We start from the raw sequence: 18,808 nt of genomic DNA on the forward strand, positions 1-18,808 counted from the left end.
CGCCGTTTCCGCGGTGAGCGGGAGCTCACGCCCCGGGGTTCGTGCTCCCCCGGACGATCAGTCGGTGCGGGACCGTCAGGTCGTGGGCGGGGAGCTCGTTGCGGGGGCTGTAGATGCGGTCGGCCAGGCACTGCAGGGCCCGCGCCGCGATCTGGTGCTTGTCGGGCGAGACGGTGGTGAGGCCCGGGAAGCTGAACCGGCCGTCCTCGATGTCGTCGAATCCGACGATCGCCAGGTCCTCCGGCACCCGTACCCCCCGCGCGCGGGCCGTGTGCAGCGCGCCCAGGGCGAGTTCGTCGCTGAACGCGAAGACCGCGTCGGGGACGGGGCCACCGCCTCCGCCACTGCCACCTTCGCCCCCGCCGCTGCCGTCGCCGTCTTCGCCCCTGCCGTCGCCGCCCCCGGCGTCGAGCAGGTCCGCCATGGCGCGGGCCCCGTCGGCGCGGTGCAGCGAGGTCACGGGGCGTTCCCACCCGGGGCGGGGTTCGATGCCGGCTCTCCGCAGCGCCCGGCGGTACCCGGCGGTGCGCTGGTCCGCGGTGCCGTTCTCCAGGTGCGGCTGGAGGCCGATGGCGGCGATGCGGCGGCGACCGCGTTCCAGCAGATGGGTGGTGGCCTCGTCGGCCGCGGCGACGTTGTCCACCGCCACCCGGTCCGCGAGCCCTTCCGGGCTCCGCTCGCCGAGCAGGACGACCGGCAGAGCGCGGGCGGTGGCGGTCAGGTCCTGGGCCCTCAGCGCCCAGGGGCTGATGACGAGCCCGTCCATCACGCGGCCCCCGTCCCCGGTCAGCAGGCGCCGCTCCGCCTCGGCGTCCCCGAGGGTCTGATCGATGATCACGGTCCACGACCGGCGCCGGGCCTCGTCCACCAGGAGCCCGGCGAGCTCGGAGAAGTAGGGCGAGTGCAGCTCCGGGATGGCGAGGCCGATGATGCCGGTGCGGCCGGCCCGCAGGCTGCGGGCGGCGAGGTTGGGCCGGTACCCCAGCTCGTCGATCGCCTCCTGCACCCGCAGGCGGGTCTGCTCCGCGACCGGCGCGGAGCCGTTGACCACGTTCGACACCGTGCGTGCGGAGACCCCCGCGCGGAGGGCCACGTCCTTCAGGCTGCTGCTCACCCCCACATCGTGGCACACCGGCGAACACGGCATTGCCACGTTGCAATCAACGATGTAAAACTACCGGCAGACCACCCCGCTCAGCCATTGCTCAGCCCTCAGGAGGCATCTGTGAGCCGGTATGTCCACCCCCGCACCACCGTGGCCGGACTCGACGTCGACGTGACGCCGGACGTCGAGGCCCTGTACACGGACGGCATCACCGCACGGAAGGGAGCCTTCACCACCGAGTGGACCGACCGGCTCCGCGAGGACGTCGAGGCCGCCTTCCAGGAGGCGCTCGGACGGCCCGGCGGGGCGGTGGGACGCGGGCCGCACCGCTACTACGTGGAGATCCACCCCGAGCAGCTGCGCGGCTTCGTCGACCTCGTCGAACACCCCTGGGTGCGGTCGGTCTGCGAGGCGGTGCTCGGCCCGGAGTACCGCATCGTCGAGCTGGGCTTCGACGTCCCGCTCGAAGGCGCGGTCGACCAGCCGTGGCACCGGGACTTCCCCATGCCCGAGGAGACCCGCGCCGAACGGCGGCTGACCTCGCTCGCCTTCAACGTGACGGCCGTCGACACCGAGGAGGACATGGGCCCCTTCGAGATAGCGCCGGGCACGCAGTGGGACGACGGTCCGGAGTTCGGCCACGGCATGTTCCCGCCCCGGGCGCACTACCCGCGCTACGAGGAGCGGGCGGTCCGCAAGTACCCGCGGCGCGGGGACGTCTCCGCCCGCAGCGCGCTGACCGTCCACCGCGGCACCACGAACCGCTCGGCGAAGCCCCGGCCCGTGCTGGTCCTCGGGGTCGACGGTCCGGAGGCCGCGAACGGAGACCGGCACGACACCGCCGCGACCCGGTCGTACTGGGAGGGTCTGCCCGAGCGGGTCCGGCGCCACCTCGACTGCGCGGTGGTCGACGTGCTGGTCCCCGTGACGCAGAAGCACACCATCGAAGGACTCGTCATGGGCGACGCCTGAGCGGAGCCCTGGACTCCGGGACTCCAGGACCCGGGACTCCGGGAACACAGCGGCGGCAGGCACACCCTGTGCCTGCCGCCGGTGGAGAGAGGTGAGGTGCCCGAAGCGAAGCGTCAGGCGTCGTGGTTCCGTGCCGCCGCGGTCTCCGTGGACCGGGCCTCCGCCTCGCGCTCCGCGGCGCGCTCCGCCTCGCGGTCCTTCTCGGCCTGCTCGGCGGCCTCCATCTCGGCGAAGACGTCGATCGGAGCCGGTGCCTTGGCCAGGAACATCCAGGTGAAGTACACCGCGAGCAGGAACGGCGGGATCTTCAGCCCGACCAGCACCCAGCCGAGCTGCGCCGTGTCGGCCCACCAGTAGAGCGGGAAGAGGATCGCGCACTTGGCGAGCAGGATGAGGCCCCACGCGTAGCTCGCCTTGGCGTAGGCGCGCTTGCGGCCGGGGTTCCTCGTGCGCCAGGAGAGGTTCTCCTTGAAGACCGGGCCGAGGATCAGCCCGATCAGCGGGACTCCCGCGAGGGTGGTGATCAGGTAGGCCAGTGCCAGACCGAGCGTGTACAGCATGCCCGGGAGGTAGAAGTCCTTGGCGTTGCCCGTGATCATCGCGAAGACCACACCGAAGGCCACGCCGAAGACGCCGCTGAAGGCGTGCTTGACGGTGTCCCGGCGCACCAGCCGGACGACGACCAGCAGCAGGGAGACCGCCAGGGCCGCGATGGCCGAGACGTGCAGGTTCTTGTTGACGGTGAAGATGGTGACGAAGAGCAGTCCGGGCAGGACCGTCTCCACCATCCCCCGCAGACCGCCGAACGCCTCGAAGAGGGCGGCCTCGGTGACCGCCTTGTTCGCCGCGGCGTCCTGTTCGTCCGTGTGCGGGGTACGGGTACGGTCCCCGTCGTGCGTCGGCGTGTCGTCAGACGTCACCGGCTACTCCTTGCCGAGCGGTCGCAGTTCGTACGTGGGATTGAACAGCACCCGGCGCCCGTGGCTCATGGCGACGCGGCCCGAGACGATGAGCCTGCGGCCGGGTTCGATGCCGACGATGGAGCGACGGCCGAGCCAGACCACGTCGAGCGGCGCGGTGCCGTCGAAGAGCTCCGCCTCCAGGGCGGGCACTCCGGCGCGCGGACGCAGGGTGACGGTCCGCAACGTACCAGCCACCTTGACGATCTGGCGGTCCGAGCATTCGGAGATGCGGGTGCACCCCGACGCGTGCGCGTCCTCCCGCAGCTCCTCCGACTCCAGGTCCTCCTGGGAGGTGGAGAGCCGGTCGAGCATGCGGCGGAAGCGTCCGGTGGACCGCTCCGTCTTCCCGGCCTTGTCGAAACGGGGAACAGCACTCATACCCGAAGAGTACCGGTCCCGCGAGCGGGTCGCGGGCCCCGGGAAAGTCACTCGAACGAGTGCACCGCCCGGCGCCCGCGCCGGGTCATCCGCGCTCGAAGCGGTAGCCCATCCCCGGCTCCGTGACGAAGTGGCGGGGGTGCGAGGGATCGGCCTCCAGCTTGCGGCGGAGCTGGGCCATGTAGACGCGCAGGTAGTTGGTCTCGGTGCCGTAGGACGGGCCCCAGACCTCCTGGAGGAGCTGCCTCTGGCTGACCAGCCGGCCGCTGTTGCGGACCAGGACCTCCAGCAGGTGCCACTCGGTGGGGGTGAGGCGGACGTCACGGCCGTCGCGGTGGACCTTCTTGGCCGCCAGGTCGACGGTGAAGCCCTCCGTCTCGACGACCACCACGTCGTCGGCGCCTTCCTGGCCGACCGGTTCGGCCCGGCGGACCGAGGCCCGCAGCCGGGCCAGCAACTCGTCCATGCCGAAGGGCTTGGTCACGTAGTCGTCGGCGCCCGCGTCCAGCGCCTCCACCTTCTCGTCCGACGTGTGCCGGGCGGAGAGCACCAGGATGGGCACCCGGGTCCACCCCCGCAGCCCCTTGATGACCTCGACGCCGTCCATGTCGGGCAGCCCGAGGTCCAGCACTACCACGTCGGGGTGGCGGGCGGCGGCGAGCTGGAGCGCGGTGGCCCCGTCGGGCGCGGCGTCGACCTCGTACTTCCGCGCCTTCAGGTTGATCACGAGGGCGCGGACGATCTGCGGCTCGTCGTCGACCACAAGCACCCGGGTCATCGCGGTCCTGCCTTTCTGCTGCTGCACGAATGCTCCACGGAGCTGCTGTACGAAGGAGAGAGTCTGCTGCACGGAGATGTCGTACGTGTCACGACGTGACCTGCGGGGAGAGGTCCGGGGCGGCGGGGACGTGGCCGGCCGCCGTCTTGAGCGTGAGCACCATGGTCATGCCGCCGCCGGGGGTGTCCTCGGCGTCGAGGGTGCCGCTCATGGACTCGGCGAATCCCCGGGCGACCGCGAGGCCGAGGCCGACGCCGGCGCCGCGCGGGGCGTCGCCGTACCGCTGGAAGGGCTCGAAGATCCGCCGCTTGCCCTCGTCGGGGACGCCGGGGCCCCGGTCGGAGACCCGCAGCTCGACACGGTCGCCGAGGGTGCTGGCGGCCACCGTGACGGGGGTGCCGTCCGGGCTGTACTTGACGGCGTTCTCGACGATGTTGGCCACGGCCCGCTCCAGCAGGCCCGGGTCGACGGCGACCATCGGCAGCGTCTCCGGGATGTCGAGGTCGACGCTGCCCTCCGGCACTCCTCCGAGTGCCATCGGGACCACCTCGTCGAGGTCGATCTCGCGGATCAGCGGGGTGACGGTCCCGGTCTGGAGGCGTGACATGTCCAGCAGGTTGCCGACGAGGTGGTCGAGGCGGTCCGCGCCGTCCTCGATGGCTTCGAGGAGTTCGGCCTCGTCGTCCTTCGACCAGGCGACGTCGTCGGCGCGCAGGGAGCTGACGGCGGCCTTGATGGCGGCGAGCGGGGTGCGCAGGTCGTGGCTGACGGCGGCCAGCAGGGCGGTCCTGATGCGATTGCCCTCGGCGAGTCTGCGGGCCTTCTCGGCTTCTCCGACCAGGCGCTGGCGGTCCAGCACCACGGCCGCCTGGGCGGCGAACGCCCCGAGCACGCGGCGGTCCTCGGCGGGCAGCACCCGGCCGGAGAGGGCGAGCGCCATGTGGTCGCCGACCGGCATGTCCACGTCGGCGTCGTCGGGCCGGGTCACCGGGCTGGGCCCCACCGAGCCCGCGCAGGTCCACGGTTCGACGTCGTTCTGGCGCTCCAGCAGCGCGACGGACTCCATGGCGAAGGTCTCGCGGACCCGTTCCAGCAGGGCGTCCAGGCTGGTCTCGCCGCGCAGCACGCTGCCGGCCAGGAAGGAGAGGATCTCCGACTCGGCGCGCAGCCGGGCGGCCTGGTGGGTGCGTCTCGCCGCCAGGTCCACCACGGAGGCGACCGACACCCCCACCGCGAAGAAGATCACGATGGCGACGATGTTCTCCGGGTCCTGCACGGTGAGCGTGTGGGTCGGCGGGGTGAACCAGAAGTTCAGCAGCAGCGACCCGGCGGCGGCGGACGCGAGCGCCGGGAGCAGCCCGCCCAGCAGGGCGGCGGCCACGGTCAGGAAGAGGAAGAGCAGGACGTCGTTGGCGAGCCCGGGGCCGTTCTCCATGCCGCGCAGCAGTACGGCGAGGAGGGCGGGGCCGGCGACACCGACGAACCAGCCCCAGCTGATCCGGGCGCGGCCGAGCCGGGCGCCCCGGGCGATCGGCAGCCCCCGCCCCTTGGCCACTTCGTCGTGGGTGACGATGTGGACGTCGAGGTCCGGGCTGGATTCGCGGGCGACCGTGGCGCCGACCCCGGGGCCGTAGATGTACTGCCAGGTCTTGCGGCGGCTGGAGCCGAGGACGATCTGGGTGGCGTTGACCCCGCGCGCGAAGGCGAGGAGAGCGGCGGGGATGTCGTCGCCGATGACGTGGTGGAAGGTTCCCCCCAGGTCCTCGACGAGGGTCCGCTGGACGGTGAGTTCCTTGGGCGAGGCGGAGGTGAGTCCGTCGCTCCGGGCGATGTAGACGGCGAGGATCTCACTCCCGGAGCCCTTCGCGGCCATCCGGGAGGCGCGGCGTATGAGGGTGCGGCCCTCGGGTCCGCCGGTGAGCCCGACGACGATGCGTTCGCGGGCCTGCCAGGTGGAGCGGATGTCGTGCTCGCCCCGGTACTGCTGGAGGTACTCGTCGACCCGGTCGGCGACCCAGAGCAGGGCCAGTTCGCGCAGGGCGGTGAGGTTGCCGGGGCGGAAGTAGTGGGAGAGCGCGGCGTCGAGCTTGTCGCGCTGGTAGATGTTGCCGTGCGCCATGCGGCGGCGCAGCGCCTGGGGCGACATGTCGACCAGTTCGATCTGGTCGGCGCGGCGGACGACCTCGTCGGGGACGGTCTCGCGCTGGCGGACGCCGGTTATGGACTCGACGACGTCGCCGAGCGACTCCAGGTGCTGGATGTTGACGGTGGAGACGACGTCGATGCCGGCCCGGAGGAGGTCCTCCACGTCCTGCCAGCGCTTGGCGTTGCGGGAGCCGGGGACGTTGGTGTGGGCGAGTTCGTCGACGAGGGCGACCGCGGGGGCCCGCTCCAGCACCGCGTCCACGTCCATCTCGGTGAAGACCGCCGAGCGGTACTCGATCTCCCGGCGCCCGACCTGTTCGAGGCCGTGCAGCATCACCTCGGTGCGGGGCCGGTCGTGGTGCTCGACGAAGGCGACGACGCAGTCGGTGCCCCGCTCGACCCGCCGGTGGGCCTCCGCGAGCATGGCGTAGGTCTTGCCTACGCCGGGGGCCGCCCCCAGATAGATACGAAGCTTGCCGCGTGCCATGGCCCCATTGTCTTCTCTCGCCCTCGCTGCGGCCCACGCGGCAGCCTCGTACGACGCTACTCCCCAGAATTCCGACATTCCGGGCGGTGGCCGGACCCACCGCCCGTCTTTGACGCAACCCTGATGCCGGACGCCGGGCCGACCCGGTGCCGGGCGGGGCGCGGTCCCGCCCGGCGAGGGGCGGTCCCGGCCCGGGCCCCTGGATGTCAGCCGGCGGCGACCATCTCCTTCAGGGCGATGTTCAGGCGGAGGACGTTGACGCGGGGCTCGCCCATGAAGCCGAGGATCCGGCCGGTGGTGTGCGCGGTGACGAGCCGGGCGACGCGGTCGGCCGGGAGGTGGTTCCGCTCGGCGACCCGGCGGACCTGGAGGGCGGCGTACCGGGGGGAGATGTCCGGGTCGAGGCCGGAGCCGGAGGACGTGACCGCGTCGGCCGGCACGTCGTCGGGGTCGACCGGGTGGCCGGGGACGGAGTTGTCCTCGACGACGGCGGCCTTGGCGGCGGTGACCCAGTCGATCAGCTCCTGGTTGTCGCCGGAGCGGTTGGTCGCCCCGGAGAGGATGATCGTGTACTGGGTGTTGACGCTGTTGCTGCCGAGACCGTTGGCCGGGCGGGGCTGGAACCACTTCAGGTCCGGTTCCGCCGTCTCCTGACCGTCCTTCAGGGGCAGGTCGTAGCGCTGCCCGATCAGCTCGGAGCCGACGACCTCGCCGTCGCTGCCGACCTCGGAGCCGTTGGCCTTGCCGGAGAAGAACGCTTGGGCGACACCGGTGACCGCGAGCGGGTAGACGACGCCGCAGACCAGGGTGAGGACGAGCAGGGCCCTCAGCCCGGCCAGCAGCAGCCGGGTCGTGCTTCCTGCGGAGGTGTTCATGCGGATCAGCCGATTCCGGGGATGAGGGAGATGATCAGGTCGATGGTCTTGATGCCGATGAACGGGGCGACCAGGCCGCCGAGTCCGTAGATCCCGAGGTTGCGCCGGAGCATGCTGTCCGCGCCGGACGGGTGGTAGCGGACGCCCTTGAGGGCGAGCGGCACCAGCGCGAGGATGATCAGCGCGTTGAATATCACGGCGGAGAGGATCGCGGTCTGCGGGGAGTCGAGCCGCATGACGTTGAGCTTGTCCAGGCCCGGATGGACCACCGCGAACATGGCCGGGATGATCGCGAAGTACTTCGCGACGTCGTTGGCGAGGGAGAACGTGGTGAGCGCGCCGCGGGTGATCAGGAGTTGCTTGCCGATCGCGACGATCTCGATCAGCTTGGTGGGGTCGGAGTCCAGGTCCACCATGTTCCCGGCCTCCTTGGCGGCCGAGGTGCCGGTGTTCATCGCCACGCCGACGTCGGCCTGGGCGAGGGCGGGGGCGTCGTTCGTCCCGTCACCGGTCATCGCGACGAGCTTGCCGCCCGCCTGCTCCCGCTTGATGAGGGCCATCTTGTCCTCGGGGGTCGCCTCGGCGAGGAAGTCGTCGACCCCCGCCTCCTCGGCGATCGCCTTCGCGGTCAGCGGGTTGTCACCGGTGATCATGACCGTCCGGATGCCCATCCGGCGCAGTTCGTCGAACCGCCCCCGCATCCCCTCCTTGACCACGTCCTTCAGATGGACGACACCGAGGACCCGGGCGCCGTCCGCGTCGTCGACGGCCACCAGCAGCGGGGTGCCGCCGGCCCGGGCGATCGTGTCGGTCAGCGCCCGGGCGTCCTCGGCGACGGTGCCGCCGCGTTCCTCGACCCAGGCGGCCACCGAGCCGGTGGCGCCCTTGCGGACCGAGCGGCCGTCCACGTCCACGCCCGACATACGGGTCTGGGCGGTGAACCCGACCCAGACGGCGTGCGCCAGTTCGCCGCGGTCGCGCTCCGGCACTCCGTACCGTTCTTCGGCGAGGACCACGATCGAGCGCCCCTCGGGGGTCTCGTCGGCGAGTGAGGAGAGCTGGGCGGCGTCGGCGAGTTCGGCCTCGCCCGTCCCCCTCACCGGCAGGAGCCCGGCGGCCCGGCGGTTGCCGAGGGTGATGGTGCCGGTCTTGTCCAGGAGCAGGGTGGAGACGTCTCCGGCCGCCTCGACCGCCCGGCCGGACATGGCCAGGACATTGCGCTGCACCAGCCGGTCCATGCCGGCGATACCGATCGCCGAGAGCAGCGCGCCGATCGTGGTGGGGATCAGGCAGACCAGCAGTGCGGCCAGCACGATCATCGACTGCTCGCCGCCCGCGTAGATCGCGAACGGCTGGAGGGTCACGACGGCGAGCAGGAAGACGATCGTGAGGGAGGCCAGCAGGATGTTGAGGGCGATCTCGTTGGGCGTCTTCTGCCGGGCGGCGCCCTCGACCAGGTTGATCATCCGGTCGATGAAGGTCTCGCCCGGTTTCGTCGTGATCGTGATGACGATGCGGTCGGAGAGGACCTTCGTACCGCCGGTGACGGCGCTGCGGTCCCCGCCGGACTCCCGGATCACCGGGGCGGACTCGCCGGTGATGGCGGACTCGTCGACCGAGGCCACACCCTCCACCACGTCGCCGTCGCCGGGGATCACGTCGCCGGCCTCGCAGACGACGAGATCGCCGATGCGCAGAACGGTGCCGGGGACGCTCTCCTCGCGCGGGCCGTTCAGACGGCGCGCCACCGTGTCGGTCCTGGCCCGGCGCAGGGTGTCGGCCTGCGCCTTGCCGCGGCCCTCGGCCACCGCTTCGGCGAGGTTGGCGAAGATCGTCGTCAGCCAGAGCCACAGGGCGATGGCCCAGCCGAACCAGTCGGTGGGGTCGGTGGCCGCGAGGACCGTGGTGAGGACCGACCCGATCAGGACGACGAACATGACCGGGGACGTGACCATCACCCGTGGGTCGAGCTTGCGTACCGCTTCCGGGAAGGCGGTGAGCAGCTGTTTCGGGTCGAAGAAGCCTCCACCGACGCGGGTGGTGGCCGGCTCGTGGCCGGCGGACTTCGGGCGGTCCGGCCCGTCGTCGGGCGGTGCGGGGATCTGGCCGGGGGTGGACATCGTGTCCTCGTGCGGGGTTCGGACGGTCATGACGCCAGTCCTTCGGCGAGCGGGCCCAGAGCGAGGGCGGGGAAGTAGGTCAGACCGGTGACGATGATGATGGCGCCGACCAGCAGCCCGCTGAAGAGCGGCTTGTGGGTGCTGAGGGTGCCGGTGGTCTCCGGTACGGGCTGCTGCTCGGCGAGCGAGCCGGCCAGGGCCAGCACGAAGACCATGGGGACGAACCGCCCCAGCAGCATCGCGAGACCGATGGTGGTGTTGAACCACTGGGTGTCGGCGTCGAGGCCGGCGAAGGCGGAGCCGTTGTTGTTGGCGCCGGAGGTGTAGGCGTAGAGGATCTCGGAGAAGCCGTGGGCGCCCGTGTTGGTCATGGAGTCGCCGGGGGTGGGCAGCGCCATCGCCGCAGCGGTGAAGCCGAGCGCCAGGGTCGGCGTCACGAGGATGTAGCAGGCCGCGAGCTTGATCTCGCGGGTGCCGATCTTCTTGCCGAGGTACTCCGGCGTCCGACCGACCATCAGGCCGGCCAGGAAGACCGCGATGACCGCCATGACCAGCATGCCGTAGAGGCCGGATCCGACGCCGCCGGGCGCGATCTCGCCGAGTTGCATCCCCAGCAGGGTGATGCCGCCGCCGAAGCCGGTGTACGAGGAGTGGAACGAGTCCACCGCACCGGTGGAGGTGAGGGTGGTGGCGACCGCGAAGATCGAGGACCCGCCGACGCCGAAACGATTCTCCTTGCCTTCCGTCGCCCCGCCGGCGAGGTCGAACGCGGGACCGTGGTGGGCGAATTCGGTCCACATCATCAGGGCGGTGAAGGTCACCCAGATGACGGCCATCGTGCCGAGGATCGCGTACCCCTGCCGGAGCGAGCCGGCCATCCGCCCGAAGGTGCGGGTGATCGCGAAGGGGATGAGGAGGATCAGGAAGACCTCGAAGAGGTTGGTGAAACCGTCGGGGTTCTCGAAGGGGTGGGCGGAGTTGGCGTTGAAGTAGCCACCGCCGTTCGTCCCCAGCTCCTTGATGGCCTCCTGCGAGGCGACCGCGCCGCCGTTCCACTGCTGGGAGCCGCCCAGGAACTGGCCGACCCCGTGGATGCCGGAGAAGTTCTGGATGACGCCGCAGGCAACCAGCACCAGGGCGCCGGCCACCGCGAGGGGCAGCAGGATGCGGACGGTGCCGCGCACCAGATCGGCCCAGAAGTTGCCGAGTTCACCGGTTCGGGACCGGGTGAAGCCGCGTACGAGAGCCACCGCGACGGCCATGCCGACGGCGGCGGAGACGAAGTTCTGCACCGCGAGGCCACCGGTCTGCACGACGTGGCCCATGGCCTGCTCGCCGTAGTAGGACTGCCAGTTGGTGTTGGCGACGAAGGACGCCGCGGTGTTGAACGCCTGGTCCGGGTCGATCGACACGAAGCCGAGAGAACCGGGCAGGCTTCCCTGCGCCCGCTGGAGGAGGTAGAGGAAGAGACAGCTCACCGCGGAGAAGGCGAGGACGCCGCGCAGGTAGGCGGGCCAGCGCATCCGGGTGCCGGGGTCGGCGCCGATGGCGCGGTACATCCACTTCTCGACGCGCAGGTGCTTGTCGGAGGAGTACACGCGCGCCATGTGGTCGCCGAGGGGACGGTAGGCCAGGCCCAGCGCGACGATCAGCGCGAGCACCTGGAGCACACCGGCGAGGAGAGGGCTCATGTCGGGCTAGAACCTCTCCGGGTACAGGAGGGCGAGGACGAGGTAGCCCAGCAGGGCGACGGCCACGACGAGGCCGACGGCGTTCTCGGCAGTCACAGCTTCGCCACCCCCCTGGCGATGAGGGCCACCAGCGCGAAGACCGCGATCGTGGTGACGACGAAGGCCACGTCGGCCATCGTGTGCTCCTAGATGAGGATCGGTTTCTCGGACCCCCTGAGCAAACCCCCGGCCCGCCCCCGCGCAGCCGCCGTTGACGCCTTCCATACGAGGACGGGCGCTCCCTTGACGACGCCCATACGTGGTCCCTACGCGCCCCTGACACCGGCCGGACGCGACGCCGGGCGAGGTGCACCGGCGCGGGCCGGCGGGGTGCGGTCACCGCTGGACCGGACACGGAACGGCACGGGAAAAGGCCGGTGGGCCGCACCCCGGGTGAAGGGGGTGCGACCCACCGGCCCGGCGTCCGCCGGGCTCGTCGGTGCGAGCCCTCAGCGGATCTCGCTGATCTCCGGCCCGCGCTGCAGCTGGCCCATGCCGCCGGAGAACTTGGAACCCTCCTGCTCCTCCTGCTGGACACCCTCGGGCACCATCTGGGCATCGTTGGGGAGCTTGAGGACGATCGGGTCGCGGGGGGCCATCGGGGCCTCTCCACGGACGACCACGGTGTCCCGGAAGATCTGCTCCAGGAGGCCGGCGGCCTGCGGCTGCACGGCGCCCTGGCCCGAGATCACGCCGCGCAGGAACCACCGGGGTCCGTCGACGCCGACGAAGCGCACCAGCTGCACGCCGTTCTTCCCGTCGGGAAGCTGTACGGGTACCTGGGCACGCAGCTCCCAGCCGAGCGGGCCCTCGACCTCGTCGATGATCCCGCCCTGCTTGGTGATGCCCGAGGCGATCTCCTCCCGGACCTCGCCCCAGATGCCCTCCTTCTTGGGGGCGGCGAAGGCCTGCAGTTGGATCGCGCTGTCGCGCAGCACCACGGTGGCGGCGACGATCGCGTCCCCGGCCACCTCCACCCGCAGCTCCATGCCCTCGACACCGGGCACGAAGACGCCGCCCAGGTCGACCCGGCCCTCGCCGGGCCTGGAGACCTCGGAGACGTCCCAGGGTCCGTCCGGCCTCGGAGCCGGCGGGAGGTTCGACCGGCGCCCGCTCACCGCGCCGTCGGCGTCATCGAGCTCGTCGGCGACCTGCTCGGTCTCGCGCGCTTCGTCCACCGTGTCCTCGGCGGAACCACTCTTCTTGCGACGTCCGAACACGTCACTGTCCTTCCCGGTCGGATACGACCGACGTGTAGTTGTTCCCACCCGGGGTGATACCGCCCCCGACGCCGTCCACCGCGGCATGACCGCCGGTGGACCCGAATCCCCCCTCGGCCCGTGCCGAGCCGGGAAGTTCCGCGACCTCGTGGAAGCGCACCTTCTCGACCTGCTGGACGATCAACTGGGCGATCCGGTCGAAACGCTCGAACCGCACGGTCTCGCGCGGATCGAGGTTCACGACGATCACCTTGATCTCTCCACGGTACCCGGCATCCACCGTCCCCGGGGCATTCACGAGGGCTACTCCGCAGCGGGCCGCGAGGCCTGAGCGCGGGTGCACGAAGGCCGCGTAGCCGTCCGGCAGCGCGATCGACACGCCGGTGGGCAGCACCGCCCGCTCCCCCGGGGCGAGCTCCGCGGCCTCGGTGGTCACCAGGTCGGCGCCGGCGTCGCCGGGGTGACCGTAACCGGGAACCGGAACGTCGGGGTCGAGGCGCCGGAGGAGGATGTCGACGGGCGGGCGGGTCACGGGTTCACCTCGAAGGCTCGGGCACGCTTGATCTGGTCGGGGTCGGCCATCGCCGCACGGATCTCGTCGGGGCGGCCGTGGTCGATGAAGTGGTCGACCTTCACCTCGACGAAGAGGGCGTCGGCCCGTACTGCGACGGGGCCCTCGGGACCGCCGATCCGCCCCGTGGCGGTGGAGTAGATCTTCCTGCCGCGCACGGCGACGACCCGTGCGTCGAGGTGCAGCACGGTCCCCACCGGGACGGGCAGCGAGAAGTCGGTCTCCAGCCGGCCGGTGACCGCGATGACCCGCAGCAACCAGCTCAGCGAGCCGAGCGTCTCGTCGAGCGCCGCGGCGAGCACGCCGCCGTGCGCCAGACCGGGCGCGCCCTGGTGCTCGGGCCGGACGGTGAACTCGGCACTCACGCTCACGCCCTCACCGGCGCGGGCCGCGAGGTGCAGGCCGTGGGGCTGCTCGCCGCCGCAGCCGAAACACTGTGCGTAGTGCGAGCCGAGGAGCTCACCGGGCGCGGGCGCCTCGGCGTGCCGCACGGGTGCCACCGCGTCGGCCGGGGGTGTCAGAGCTGCAGATGTTCCACTCACAGGCGCAGACCTTACCCGCGAGTCCGCCCGCGGGCCCCGCCGTGCCAAGCTTGTTCCCATGCAGCCTTCCGCACCGCCCTTCGACGAACGCCTCACCGCGCCCCGCACCTGGTGGCTCCTCGCCCTCGGGGTGGGCGTCGCGTGCGCGCTGATGCTCCTGCCGTTCGGCGGCCTCCCCCTGCTCGCGGGACTGGTCGGCGGTACGGCGGCGACGGCGGTCGTGGTCAGCTCGTACGGCTCCGTCCGCATCCGGGTGGTCGCCGACTCCCTGGTCGCCGGGGACGCGCGGATTCCGCTGTCGGCGCTCGGCGGCGCCGTGGCACTGGACGAGGAGGAGGCGCGGGCCTGGCGGACGTACAAGGCGGACGCGCGGGCCTTCATGCTGCTCCGCGGCTACATCCCGACGGCGGTGCGGGTGGACGTCACCGACCCCGCTGACCCGACGCCCTATCTGTACCTCTCTACCCGTGAGCCCGAGGCCCTGATCGCGGCGCTCTCCGCGGCGCCGGCGACCGCGGCGCAGGAGCGGTAGGGGCGGGCCGCCGGGCCGTGTCCGACCCTCAGCGGCCCTCGGCCTCGGGAGGGACGCCGGTGGGATCGGCGGGCTGTTCCAGCGCCGGCAGGGCGACCAGCCGGTCCCAGGCGACCTGCTGCTCGCGCAGGTCCTTCCTGATGCGCTCGGCCAGCTTCCTGGTGTCACGGCGGTTCATGGCCGCGCCCACCGCCGCACCGATCATGAAGGGGATGAGGTTGGGCAGATCGCGCACCATGCGCTTCATGATCTGCTGGCGCAGCTCGCGCTTCATCTGGCCGCCCAGGGCCGCGTTGAGCGTGGCGGGGCGGATGACGTCGATGCCGCGCTCCTCCGTCCACGACGTGAGGTAGGCGGTGCTGCGCTGGGTGAGGTTGCCCGGGGGGCGCCTGCCGTAGACCTCGTGGAGCTCGGCGACGAGCTTCATCTCTATCGCGGCGACGCCGGTGATCTCGGCCGCCAGCTCGGCGACCATGGCAGGGGGTACAGGCATCATGGCCGCGGCCCCGATGCCGGCGCCGACGGCCGCGGTGGCCTTGCTCGCCCCCGAGACCAGACGGTCCGCGATCTCCTCGGGACCGAGTCCCGGGAAGTGGCGCCGGAGGGTGGCGAGGTCGCGCACGGGAACGCGGGGAGCCGTGTCGATGATCCGGTCGGCCAGATGTCCGGCGACCGCCCTGACGCTCTCCCCGCTCTTGTGCAGGCCCCGTCTGAACGCGTGCGACGGCCCGGTCGGGGCCGCCTCGGGAGCCGGAGCCCCCTGACCGGTCTTCCCGGCCCCGTCCGGCAGGCCGGCCACCGGGGCCACTTCGAGCGAGGCCTGGTGGCCCCGCTCGTCGTCGGTCGAGCCGGAGGGGTCGTACGGGGCCTTGTGACGCCCGTCGGAGGCTGTCGAGCCCTCCGCCGGGCCTGTGCCGCCCTCATTCGCCTCCGGCCCACCACTGCGCCGTGAGCGCCGCTTCCGGAACGGTATGTTGCCTGTCACGGCGTGCCTGCCTCAGTCGCAGTCGCGGCAGATCGGCTGGCCGTTCTTCTCACGAGCCAGCTGGCTGCGGTGGTGCACGAGGAAACAACTCATGCAGGTGAACTCGTCGGCCTGCTTGGGCAGGACGCGAACGGCGAGCTCTTCGTTGGACAGGTCCGCGCCGGGCAGTTCAAGGCCCTCCGCGGCGTCGAACTCGTCGACGTCCACGGCGGACGCGTTCTTGTCGCTCCGCCGGGCCTTCAGCTCCTCCAGGCTGTCCTGATCGACGTCTTCGTCGGTCTTGCGTGGGGTGTCGTAATCCGTTGCCATGGTGCTCTCCCCCTCTTGGGTTTCTGCGGGTGTCTCAGCGCACGTAACGCATGAGAGGCCGGACTTGTGCCCGACCTGAGGCGGAGATTTTGCCTCACATCAAGGTCTGTTACTCGATCGACACCCGAACCGGCCGCCGCTCGGCAGTCGGCTTGGGTGGCGAAGGGGACCGTACACGGTCCCGACGGTGTGTTTCACGGGCGCCACCCCGTGTACTTCCCGTGATACCTCGCCCCGAAAACCCGGGCGATTGCAGGCTTCACACCTGCGGGGAGTTCACGGAGAGTGCAAGCCGCCCCGAGCGTCCCTGTGATCGATCACACAGGGACAAACCGGGGGCGCATCCTGAAAATTCCGCTCAAAGCGAAAGCGTTGGACCCTCCCCGCGCTCCCGCCCCGACCCCGGTCAGACGGGCAGGGTGACGCGCATCACGAGACCGCCACCCTCCCGGGGCTCCGCGATGATACGGCCTCCGTGGGCCCTCGCAACGGATCTCGCGATCGACAGGCCGAGTCCCACGCCCTTGTCGCTCCCCGTCCGCTCCGTACGGAGCCTGCGGAAGGGTTCGAAGAGGTTGTCGATCTCGTACGCGGGGACCACCGGCCCCGTGTTCGAGACCACCAGGAGGGCCTGGCCCGGTCCGAGCCGGGTGGTGACCTCGACCCAGCCCGCCGCCGGGGCGTTGTAGCGCACCGCGTTCTGTACGAGGTTCAGGGCGATCCGCTCCAGCAGGACCCCGTTGCCCTGCACGACGGCCGACACGCGCTCGCCGCGGATCTCCACACCCTTCTGGACGGCCTCCGCGCGCGCCTGGTCGATGGCCCGCTCGGCGACCTCGGCCAGGTCGACCGGTTTCCGCTCGACGATCTGGTTCTCGCTCCGGGCCAGCAGCAGCAGGCCCTCCACCAGTTGCTCGCTCCGCTCGTTGGTGGCGAGCAGTGTCTTGCCCAGCTGCTGGAGCTCGGGCGGGGCCGCCGGGTCGGAGAGGTGGACCTCCAGCAGGGTGCGGTTGATCGCCAACGGGGTCCGCAGCTCGTGCGAGGCGTTGCCGACGAACCGCTGCTGCGCGGTGAACGCGCGCTCCAGGCGGTCCAGCATCTCGTCGAAGGTGTCCGCGAGCTCCTTGAGCTCGTCGTCCGGGCCGTCCAGCTCGATCCGGCGCGACAGGTCGGTCCCGGCCACCCTGCGGGCGGTACGGGTGATCTTGCCGAGCGGCGACAGGACGCGGCCGGCCATCGCGTAGCCGAAGGCGAACGCGATGATGCTGAGGCCGACCAGCGCCAGCAGGGCCCTGTTCAGCAGGCTGTCCAGCGCGTGCTGGCGCTGGGAGGAGGTGCACGCCTTGATGGCGTCGTTGAGCTGGTCGTTGTTCTGCGAGGCCGCGAGCTGCGGGCAGGTCGCGCTGGAGATCCGGACGTTGGTGCCGGACACCTGGAAGGCGGGGCCTCCCGCGTCGTGCAGCGCCTGCGCGGCCAGCATGTAGATGATCGCGAGCAGCACGATGCCCGCGATCAGGAACATCCCGCCGTACAGGAGCGTGAGCCGTATACGGATGGTGGGACGCAGCCAGGGCGGGGTGAGCTCGTGCTGCTTGGGGTCCCAGGTGGGTTTGGGAGGCGCCGGCAGCGGCGCCGAGGACGTGGCCATCGAGTCGCTCAGATCCGGTATCCGGAGCCGGGTACGGTGACGATGACCGGCGGCTCACCCAGCTTGCGGCGCAGGGTCATGACGGTCACCCGCACGACGTTGGTGAAGGGGTCGGTGTTCTCGTCCCACGCCTTCTCCAGCAACTGCTCGGCGGAGACCACCGCGCCCTCGCTGCGCATCAGGACCTCCAGCACGGCGAACTCCTTCGGCGCGAGCTGGATCTCCTGCTCGCCCCGGAAGACCTCACGGCGGTTGGGGTCGAGTTTGATGCCGGCCCGCTCCAGCACGGGCGGCAGCGCCACCGTCGTACGCCGGCCGAGCGCCCGGACCCGGGCGGTCAGCTCGCTGAAGGCGAAGGGCTTGGGGAGGTAGTCGTCGGCTCCCAGCTCCAGCCCTTCGACCCGGTCGCTGACGTCCCCCGAGGCGGTGAGCATGAGCACCCGGGTGGGCATGCCCAGCTCCACGATCTTGCGGCAGACGTCGTCCCCGTGGACGAGCGGGAGGTCCCGGTCGAGCACCACGACGTCGTAGTCGTTGACCTCGACCCGTTCCAGGGCCGCCGCTCCGTCGTAGACCACGTCGACGGCCATCGCCTCACGGCGGAGCCCGGTGGCCACCGCGTCGGCGAGCAGCTGCTCGTCCTCCACGACGAGTACGCGCACGGCACTGTCCCTTCTCTGGTGCGGATCCTGCGGACGTCCCGCGCGGTCCGGCCCGGTCGTCTCCCTCGGGGCACGACGGGCCGGGTGTTCGCGACCATCCTGCCCGCAACACCCATAAACCGGCGGTAAGGCGTCCTCGCCGACCTGCGGCTTCGAGGAAGCGGGCATATTCACGGGCCAGTTGAGGTTTCTCGCGTCCGCGGCCCGGGGAGGACGGATTTACACCCGCGATCACGCCACGTACGTGGCCCGCCACTGCCGTCCCTTTTTCCGGAGGGACCGCGTGACCGACGGACCCTCGGGGCCAGGCCCGAGACATCCCGGCACACCCCCGTGCCACCGACCCACGCCGAGGGGGCGCTTCATGGACGCTTTCACCGCAGGTCTGCTGCACCGCATCAGGACCACCGAGTCCGACCTCACCCACGCCCGCGAGACGGGCGACGACTTCCTCGCGGACGTCGAACAGAGTGAGCTGGACGATCTGCTGCGTCTCGCCGCCGAACACGGCGTCGAGACCGGCGTCACCGCCGTCTGACACCCCTCCTACCCGCACCGCGGAGCCGCACGCGCACCTTCCGCACGACCTGTACCACCCGTGTCACAGGCACCCCCGCACCACGCGCATGCCCCGTACCACCCGAGCCGCCCGTACCAGCAGAGCCGCACCAGGGACCCACTCGCGCCACCGCGCGGAACGCCCGCCGGCACCCCGTCCAGGGGCTCCGGCGGGCGTTCCGCGTGGAGCGGCGGCTTCCGGCCGCCCGTGGCCCGGTCCGTCGGTCCG

The 18,808-nt window shown here is 71.4% G+C and carries 19 protein-coding genes; 3 read left to right on the forward strand and 16 right to left on the reverse strand.

Annotation, left to right across the window (positions count from 1 at the left end; all coding sequences use genetic code 11):
* Positions 1–25 precede the first annotated feature (25 nt).
* Complete coding sequence (locus PZB77_RS06800) at positions 26–1,114, reverse strand: LacI family DNA-binding transcriptional regulator (RefSeq protein ID WP_275491669.1); 1,089 nt, start codon at positions 1,112–1,114, stop codon at positions 26–28.
* Positions 1,115–1,255: 141 nt separating this feature from the next.
* Between PZB77_RS06800 and PZB77_RS06805 the strand changes: the two genes are divergently transcribed.
* The gene (locus tag PZB77_RS06805; RefSeq protein WP_275495937.1) at positions 1,256–2,077 is read left to right on the forward strand and encodes a phytanoyl-CoA dioxygenase family protein; all 822 of its coding nucleotides are present in this window, start codon (positions 1,256–1,258) and stop codon (positions 2,075–2,077) included.
* 113 nt (positions 2,078–2,190) lie between these two features.
* Here PZB77_RS06805 and PZB77_RS06810 read toward each other — a convergent pair whose 3' ends face one another.
* The 11 genes from PZB77_RS06810 to PZB77_RS06860 form a co-directional block, all read right to left on the reverse strand.
* The gene (locus PZB77_RS06810) at positions 2,191–2,997 is read right to left on the reverse strand and encodes a DUF3159 domain-containing protein (protein WP_275491670.1); all 807 of its coding nucleotides are present in this window, start codon (positions 2,995–2,997) and stop codon (positions 2,191–2,193) included.
* A gap of 3 nt (positions 2,998–3,000) precedes the next feature.
* Positions 3,001–3,351, reverse strand: a complete 351-nt coding sequence (locus PZB77_RS06815) for an OB-fold nucleic acid binding domain-containing protein (protein WP_275495938.1) — start codon at positions 3,349–3,351, stop codon at positions 3,001–3,003.
* A 151-nt stretch (positions 3,352–3,502) separates the two neighbouring features.
* Positions 3,503–4,195: a response regulator gene (locus tag PZB77_RS06820; protein WP_275495939.1), complete on the reverse strand. Its 693-nt coding sequence runs from the start codon at positions 4,193–4,195 to the stop codon at positions 3,503–3,505.
* Positions 4,196–4,283: 88 nt separating this feature from the next.
* Positions 4,284–6,827: an ATP-binding protein gene (locus tag PZB77_RS06825; RefSeq protein WP_275491671.1), complete on the reverse strand. Its 2,544-nt coding sequence runs from the start codon at positions 6,825–6,827 to the stop codon at positions 4,284–4,286.
* 206 nt (positions 6,828–7,033) lie between these two features.
* Positions 7,034–7,702, reverse strand: coding sequence for a potassium-transporting ATPase subunit C (locus PZB77_RS06830; RefSeq protein ID WP_275491672.1), 669 nt, complete (start codon positions 7,700–7,702; stop codon positions 7,034–7,036).
* A 5-nt stretch (positions 7,703–7,707) separates the two neighbouring features.
* On the reverse strand, positions 7,708–9,852 hold the full coding sequence (gene kdpB, locus PZB77_RS06835) for a potassium-transporting ATPase subunit KdpB (protein WP_275491673.1): 2,145 nt from the start codon (positions 9,850–9,852) through the stop codon (positions 7,708–7,710).
* Entirely contained in the window at positions 9,849–11,513 is a 1,665-nt protein-coding gene (kdpA, locus tag PZB77_RS06840) for a potassium-transporting ATPase subunit KdpA (RefSeq protein WP_275491674.1), read from the reverse strand. The genes kdpB and kdpA overlap by 4 nt, the downstream gene beginning before the upstream one ends.
* Positions 11,514–11,519: 6 nt before the next feature.
* Positions 11,520–11,609: a K(+)-transporting ATPase subunit F gene (gene kdpF / locus PZB77_RS06845; protein ID WP_275491675.1), complete on the reverse strand. Its 90-nt coding sequence runs from the start codon at positions 11,607–11,609 to the stop codon at positions 11,520–11,522.
* Positions 11,610–12,001: 392 nt separating this feature from the next.
* The gene (locus PZB77_RS06850) at positions 12,002–12,772 is read right to left on the reverse strand and encodes a DUF3710 domain-containing protein (RefSeq protein ID WP_275491676.1); all 771 of its coding nucleotides are present in this window, start codon (positions 12,770–12,772) and stop codon (positions 12,002–12,004) included.
* A gap of 1 nt (position 12,773) precedes the next feature.
* Positions 12,774–13,304: a dUTP diphosphatase gene (dut, locus tag PZB77_RS06855; protein WP_275491677.1), complete on the reverse strand. Its 531-nt coding sequence runs from the start codon at positions 13,302–13,304 to the stop codon at positions 12,774–12,776.
* Positions 13,301–13,885, reverse strand: coding sequence for a PaaI family thioesterase (locus PZB77_RS06860; RefSeq protein ID WP_275491678.1), 585 nt, complete (start codon positions 13,883–13,885; stop codon positions 13,301–13,303). The genes dut and PZB77_RS06860 overlap by 4 nt, the downstream gene beginning before the upstream one ends.
* Positions 13,886–13,943: 58 nt before the next feature.
* Here PZB77_RS06860 and PZB77_RS06865 point away from each other — a divergent pair, with 58 nt between their 5' ends.
* Positions 13,944–14,417 carry a DUF3093 domain-containing protein gene (locus PZB77_RS06865; protein ID WP_275491679.1) on the forward strand — a complete coding sequence of 158 codons (474 nt, stop codon included), beginning with the start codon at positions 13,944–13,946 and terminating at the stop codon, positions 14,415–14,417.
* A 28-nt stretch (positions 14,418–14,445) separates the two neighbouring features.
* Here PZB77_RS06865 and PZB77_RS06870 read toward each other — a convergent pair whose 3' ends face one another.
* The 4 genes from PZB77_RS06870 to PZB77_RS06885 all read right to left on the reverse strand — a co-directional run bounded on the left by PZB77_RS06870 (position 14,446) and on the right by PZB77_RS06885 (position 18,021).
* Entirely contained in the window at positions 14,446–15,402 is a 957-nt protein-coding gene (locus PZB77_RS06870) for a hypothetical protein (protein ID WP_275491680.1), read from the reverse strand.
* Between the two features lie 12 nt (positions 15,403–15,414).
* Positions 15,415–15,711, reverse strand: coding sequence for a DUF4193 domain-containing protein (locus PZB77_RS06875; RefSeq protein ID WP_275491681.1), 297 nt, complete (start codon positions 15,709–15,711; stop codon positions 15,415–15,417).
* A 406-nt stretch (positions 15,712–16,117) separates the two neighbouring features.
* Positions 16,118–17,359 (reverse strand): ATP-binding protein, encoded by a 1,242-nt coding sequence (locus PZB77_RS06880; protein ID WP_275491682.1) that lies wholly within the window; start codon positions 17,357–17,359, stop codon positions 16,118–16,120.
* A gap of 8 nt (positions 17,360–17,367) precedes the next feature.
* Complete coding sequence (locus tag PZB77_RS06885; RefSeq protein ID WP_275491683.1) at positions 17,368–18,021, reverse strand: response regulator transcription factor; 654 nt, start codon at positions 18,019–18,021, stop codon at positions 17,368–17,370.
* 364 nt (positions 18,022–18,385) lie between these two features.
* Between PZB77_RS06885 and PZB77_RS06890 the strand changes: the two genes are divergently transcribed.
* Complete coding sequence (locus tag PZB77_RS06890; protein ID WP_275491684.1) at positions 18,386–18,559, forward strand: hypothetical protein; 174 nt, start codon at positions 18,386–18,388, stop codon at positions 18,557–18,559.
* Positions 18,560–18,808: the final 249 nt, after the last annotated feature.

Origin of the sequence: Streptomyces sp. AM 2-1-1, assembly GCF_029167645.1 — a bacterium.
Taxonomy (GTDB): domain Bacteria; phylum Actinomycetota; class Actinomycetes; order Streptomycetales; family Streptomycetaceae; genus Streptomyces.

Coding starts and splice junctions, on each gene's coding strand:
- PZB77_RS06815 (WP_275495938.1), bottom strand. CDS start 3,351: ATGCTCGACCGGCTCTCCACCTCCCAGGAGGACCTGGAGTCGGAGGAG.
- PZB77_RS06820 (WP_275495939.1), bottom strand. CDS start 4,195: ATGACCCGGGTGCTTGTGGTCGACGACGAGCCGCAGATCGTCCGCGCC.
- PZB77_RS06825 (WP_275491671.1), bottom strand. CDS start 6,827: ATGGCACGCGGCAAGCTTCGTATCTATCTGGGGGCGGCCCCCGGCGTA.
- PZB77_RS06830 (WP_275491672.1), bottom strand. CDS start 7,702: ATGAACACCTCCGCAGGAAGCACGACCCGGCTGCTGCTGGCCGGGCTG.
- kdpB (WP_275491673.1), bottom strand. CDS start 9,852: ATGACCGTCCGAACCCCGCACGAGGACACGATGTCCACCCCCGGCCAG.
- kdpA (WP_275491674.1), bottom strand. CDS start 11,513: ATGAGCCCTCTCCTCGCCGGTGTGCTCCAGGTGCTCGCGCTGATCGTC.
- PZB77_RS06865 (WP_275491679.1), top strand. CDS start 13,944: ATGCAGCCTTCCGCACCGCCCTTCGACGAACGCCTCACCGCGCCCCGC.
- PZB77_RS06875 (WP_275491681.1), bottom strand. CDS start 15,711: ATGGCAACGGATTACGACACCCCACGCAAGACCGACGAAGACGTCGAT.
- PZB77_RS06880 (WP_275491682.1), bottom strand. CDS start 17,359: ATGGCCACGTCCTCGGCGCCGCTGCCGGCGCCTCCCAAACCCACCTGG.
- PZB77_RS06890 (WP_275491684.1), top strand. CDS start 18,386: ATGGACGCTTTCACCGCAGGTCTGCTGCACCGCATCAGGACCACCGAG.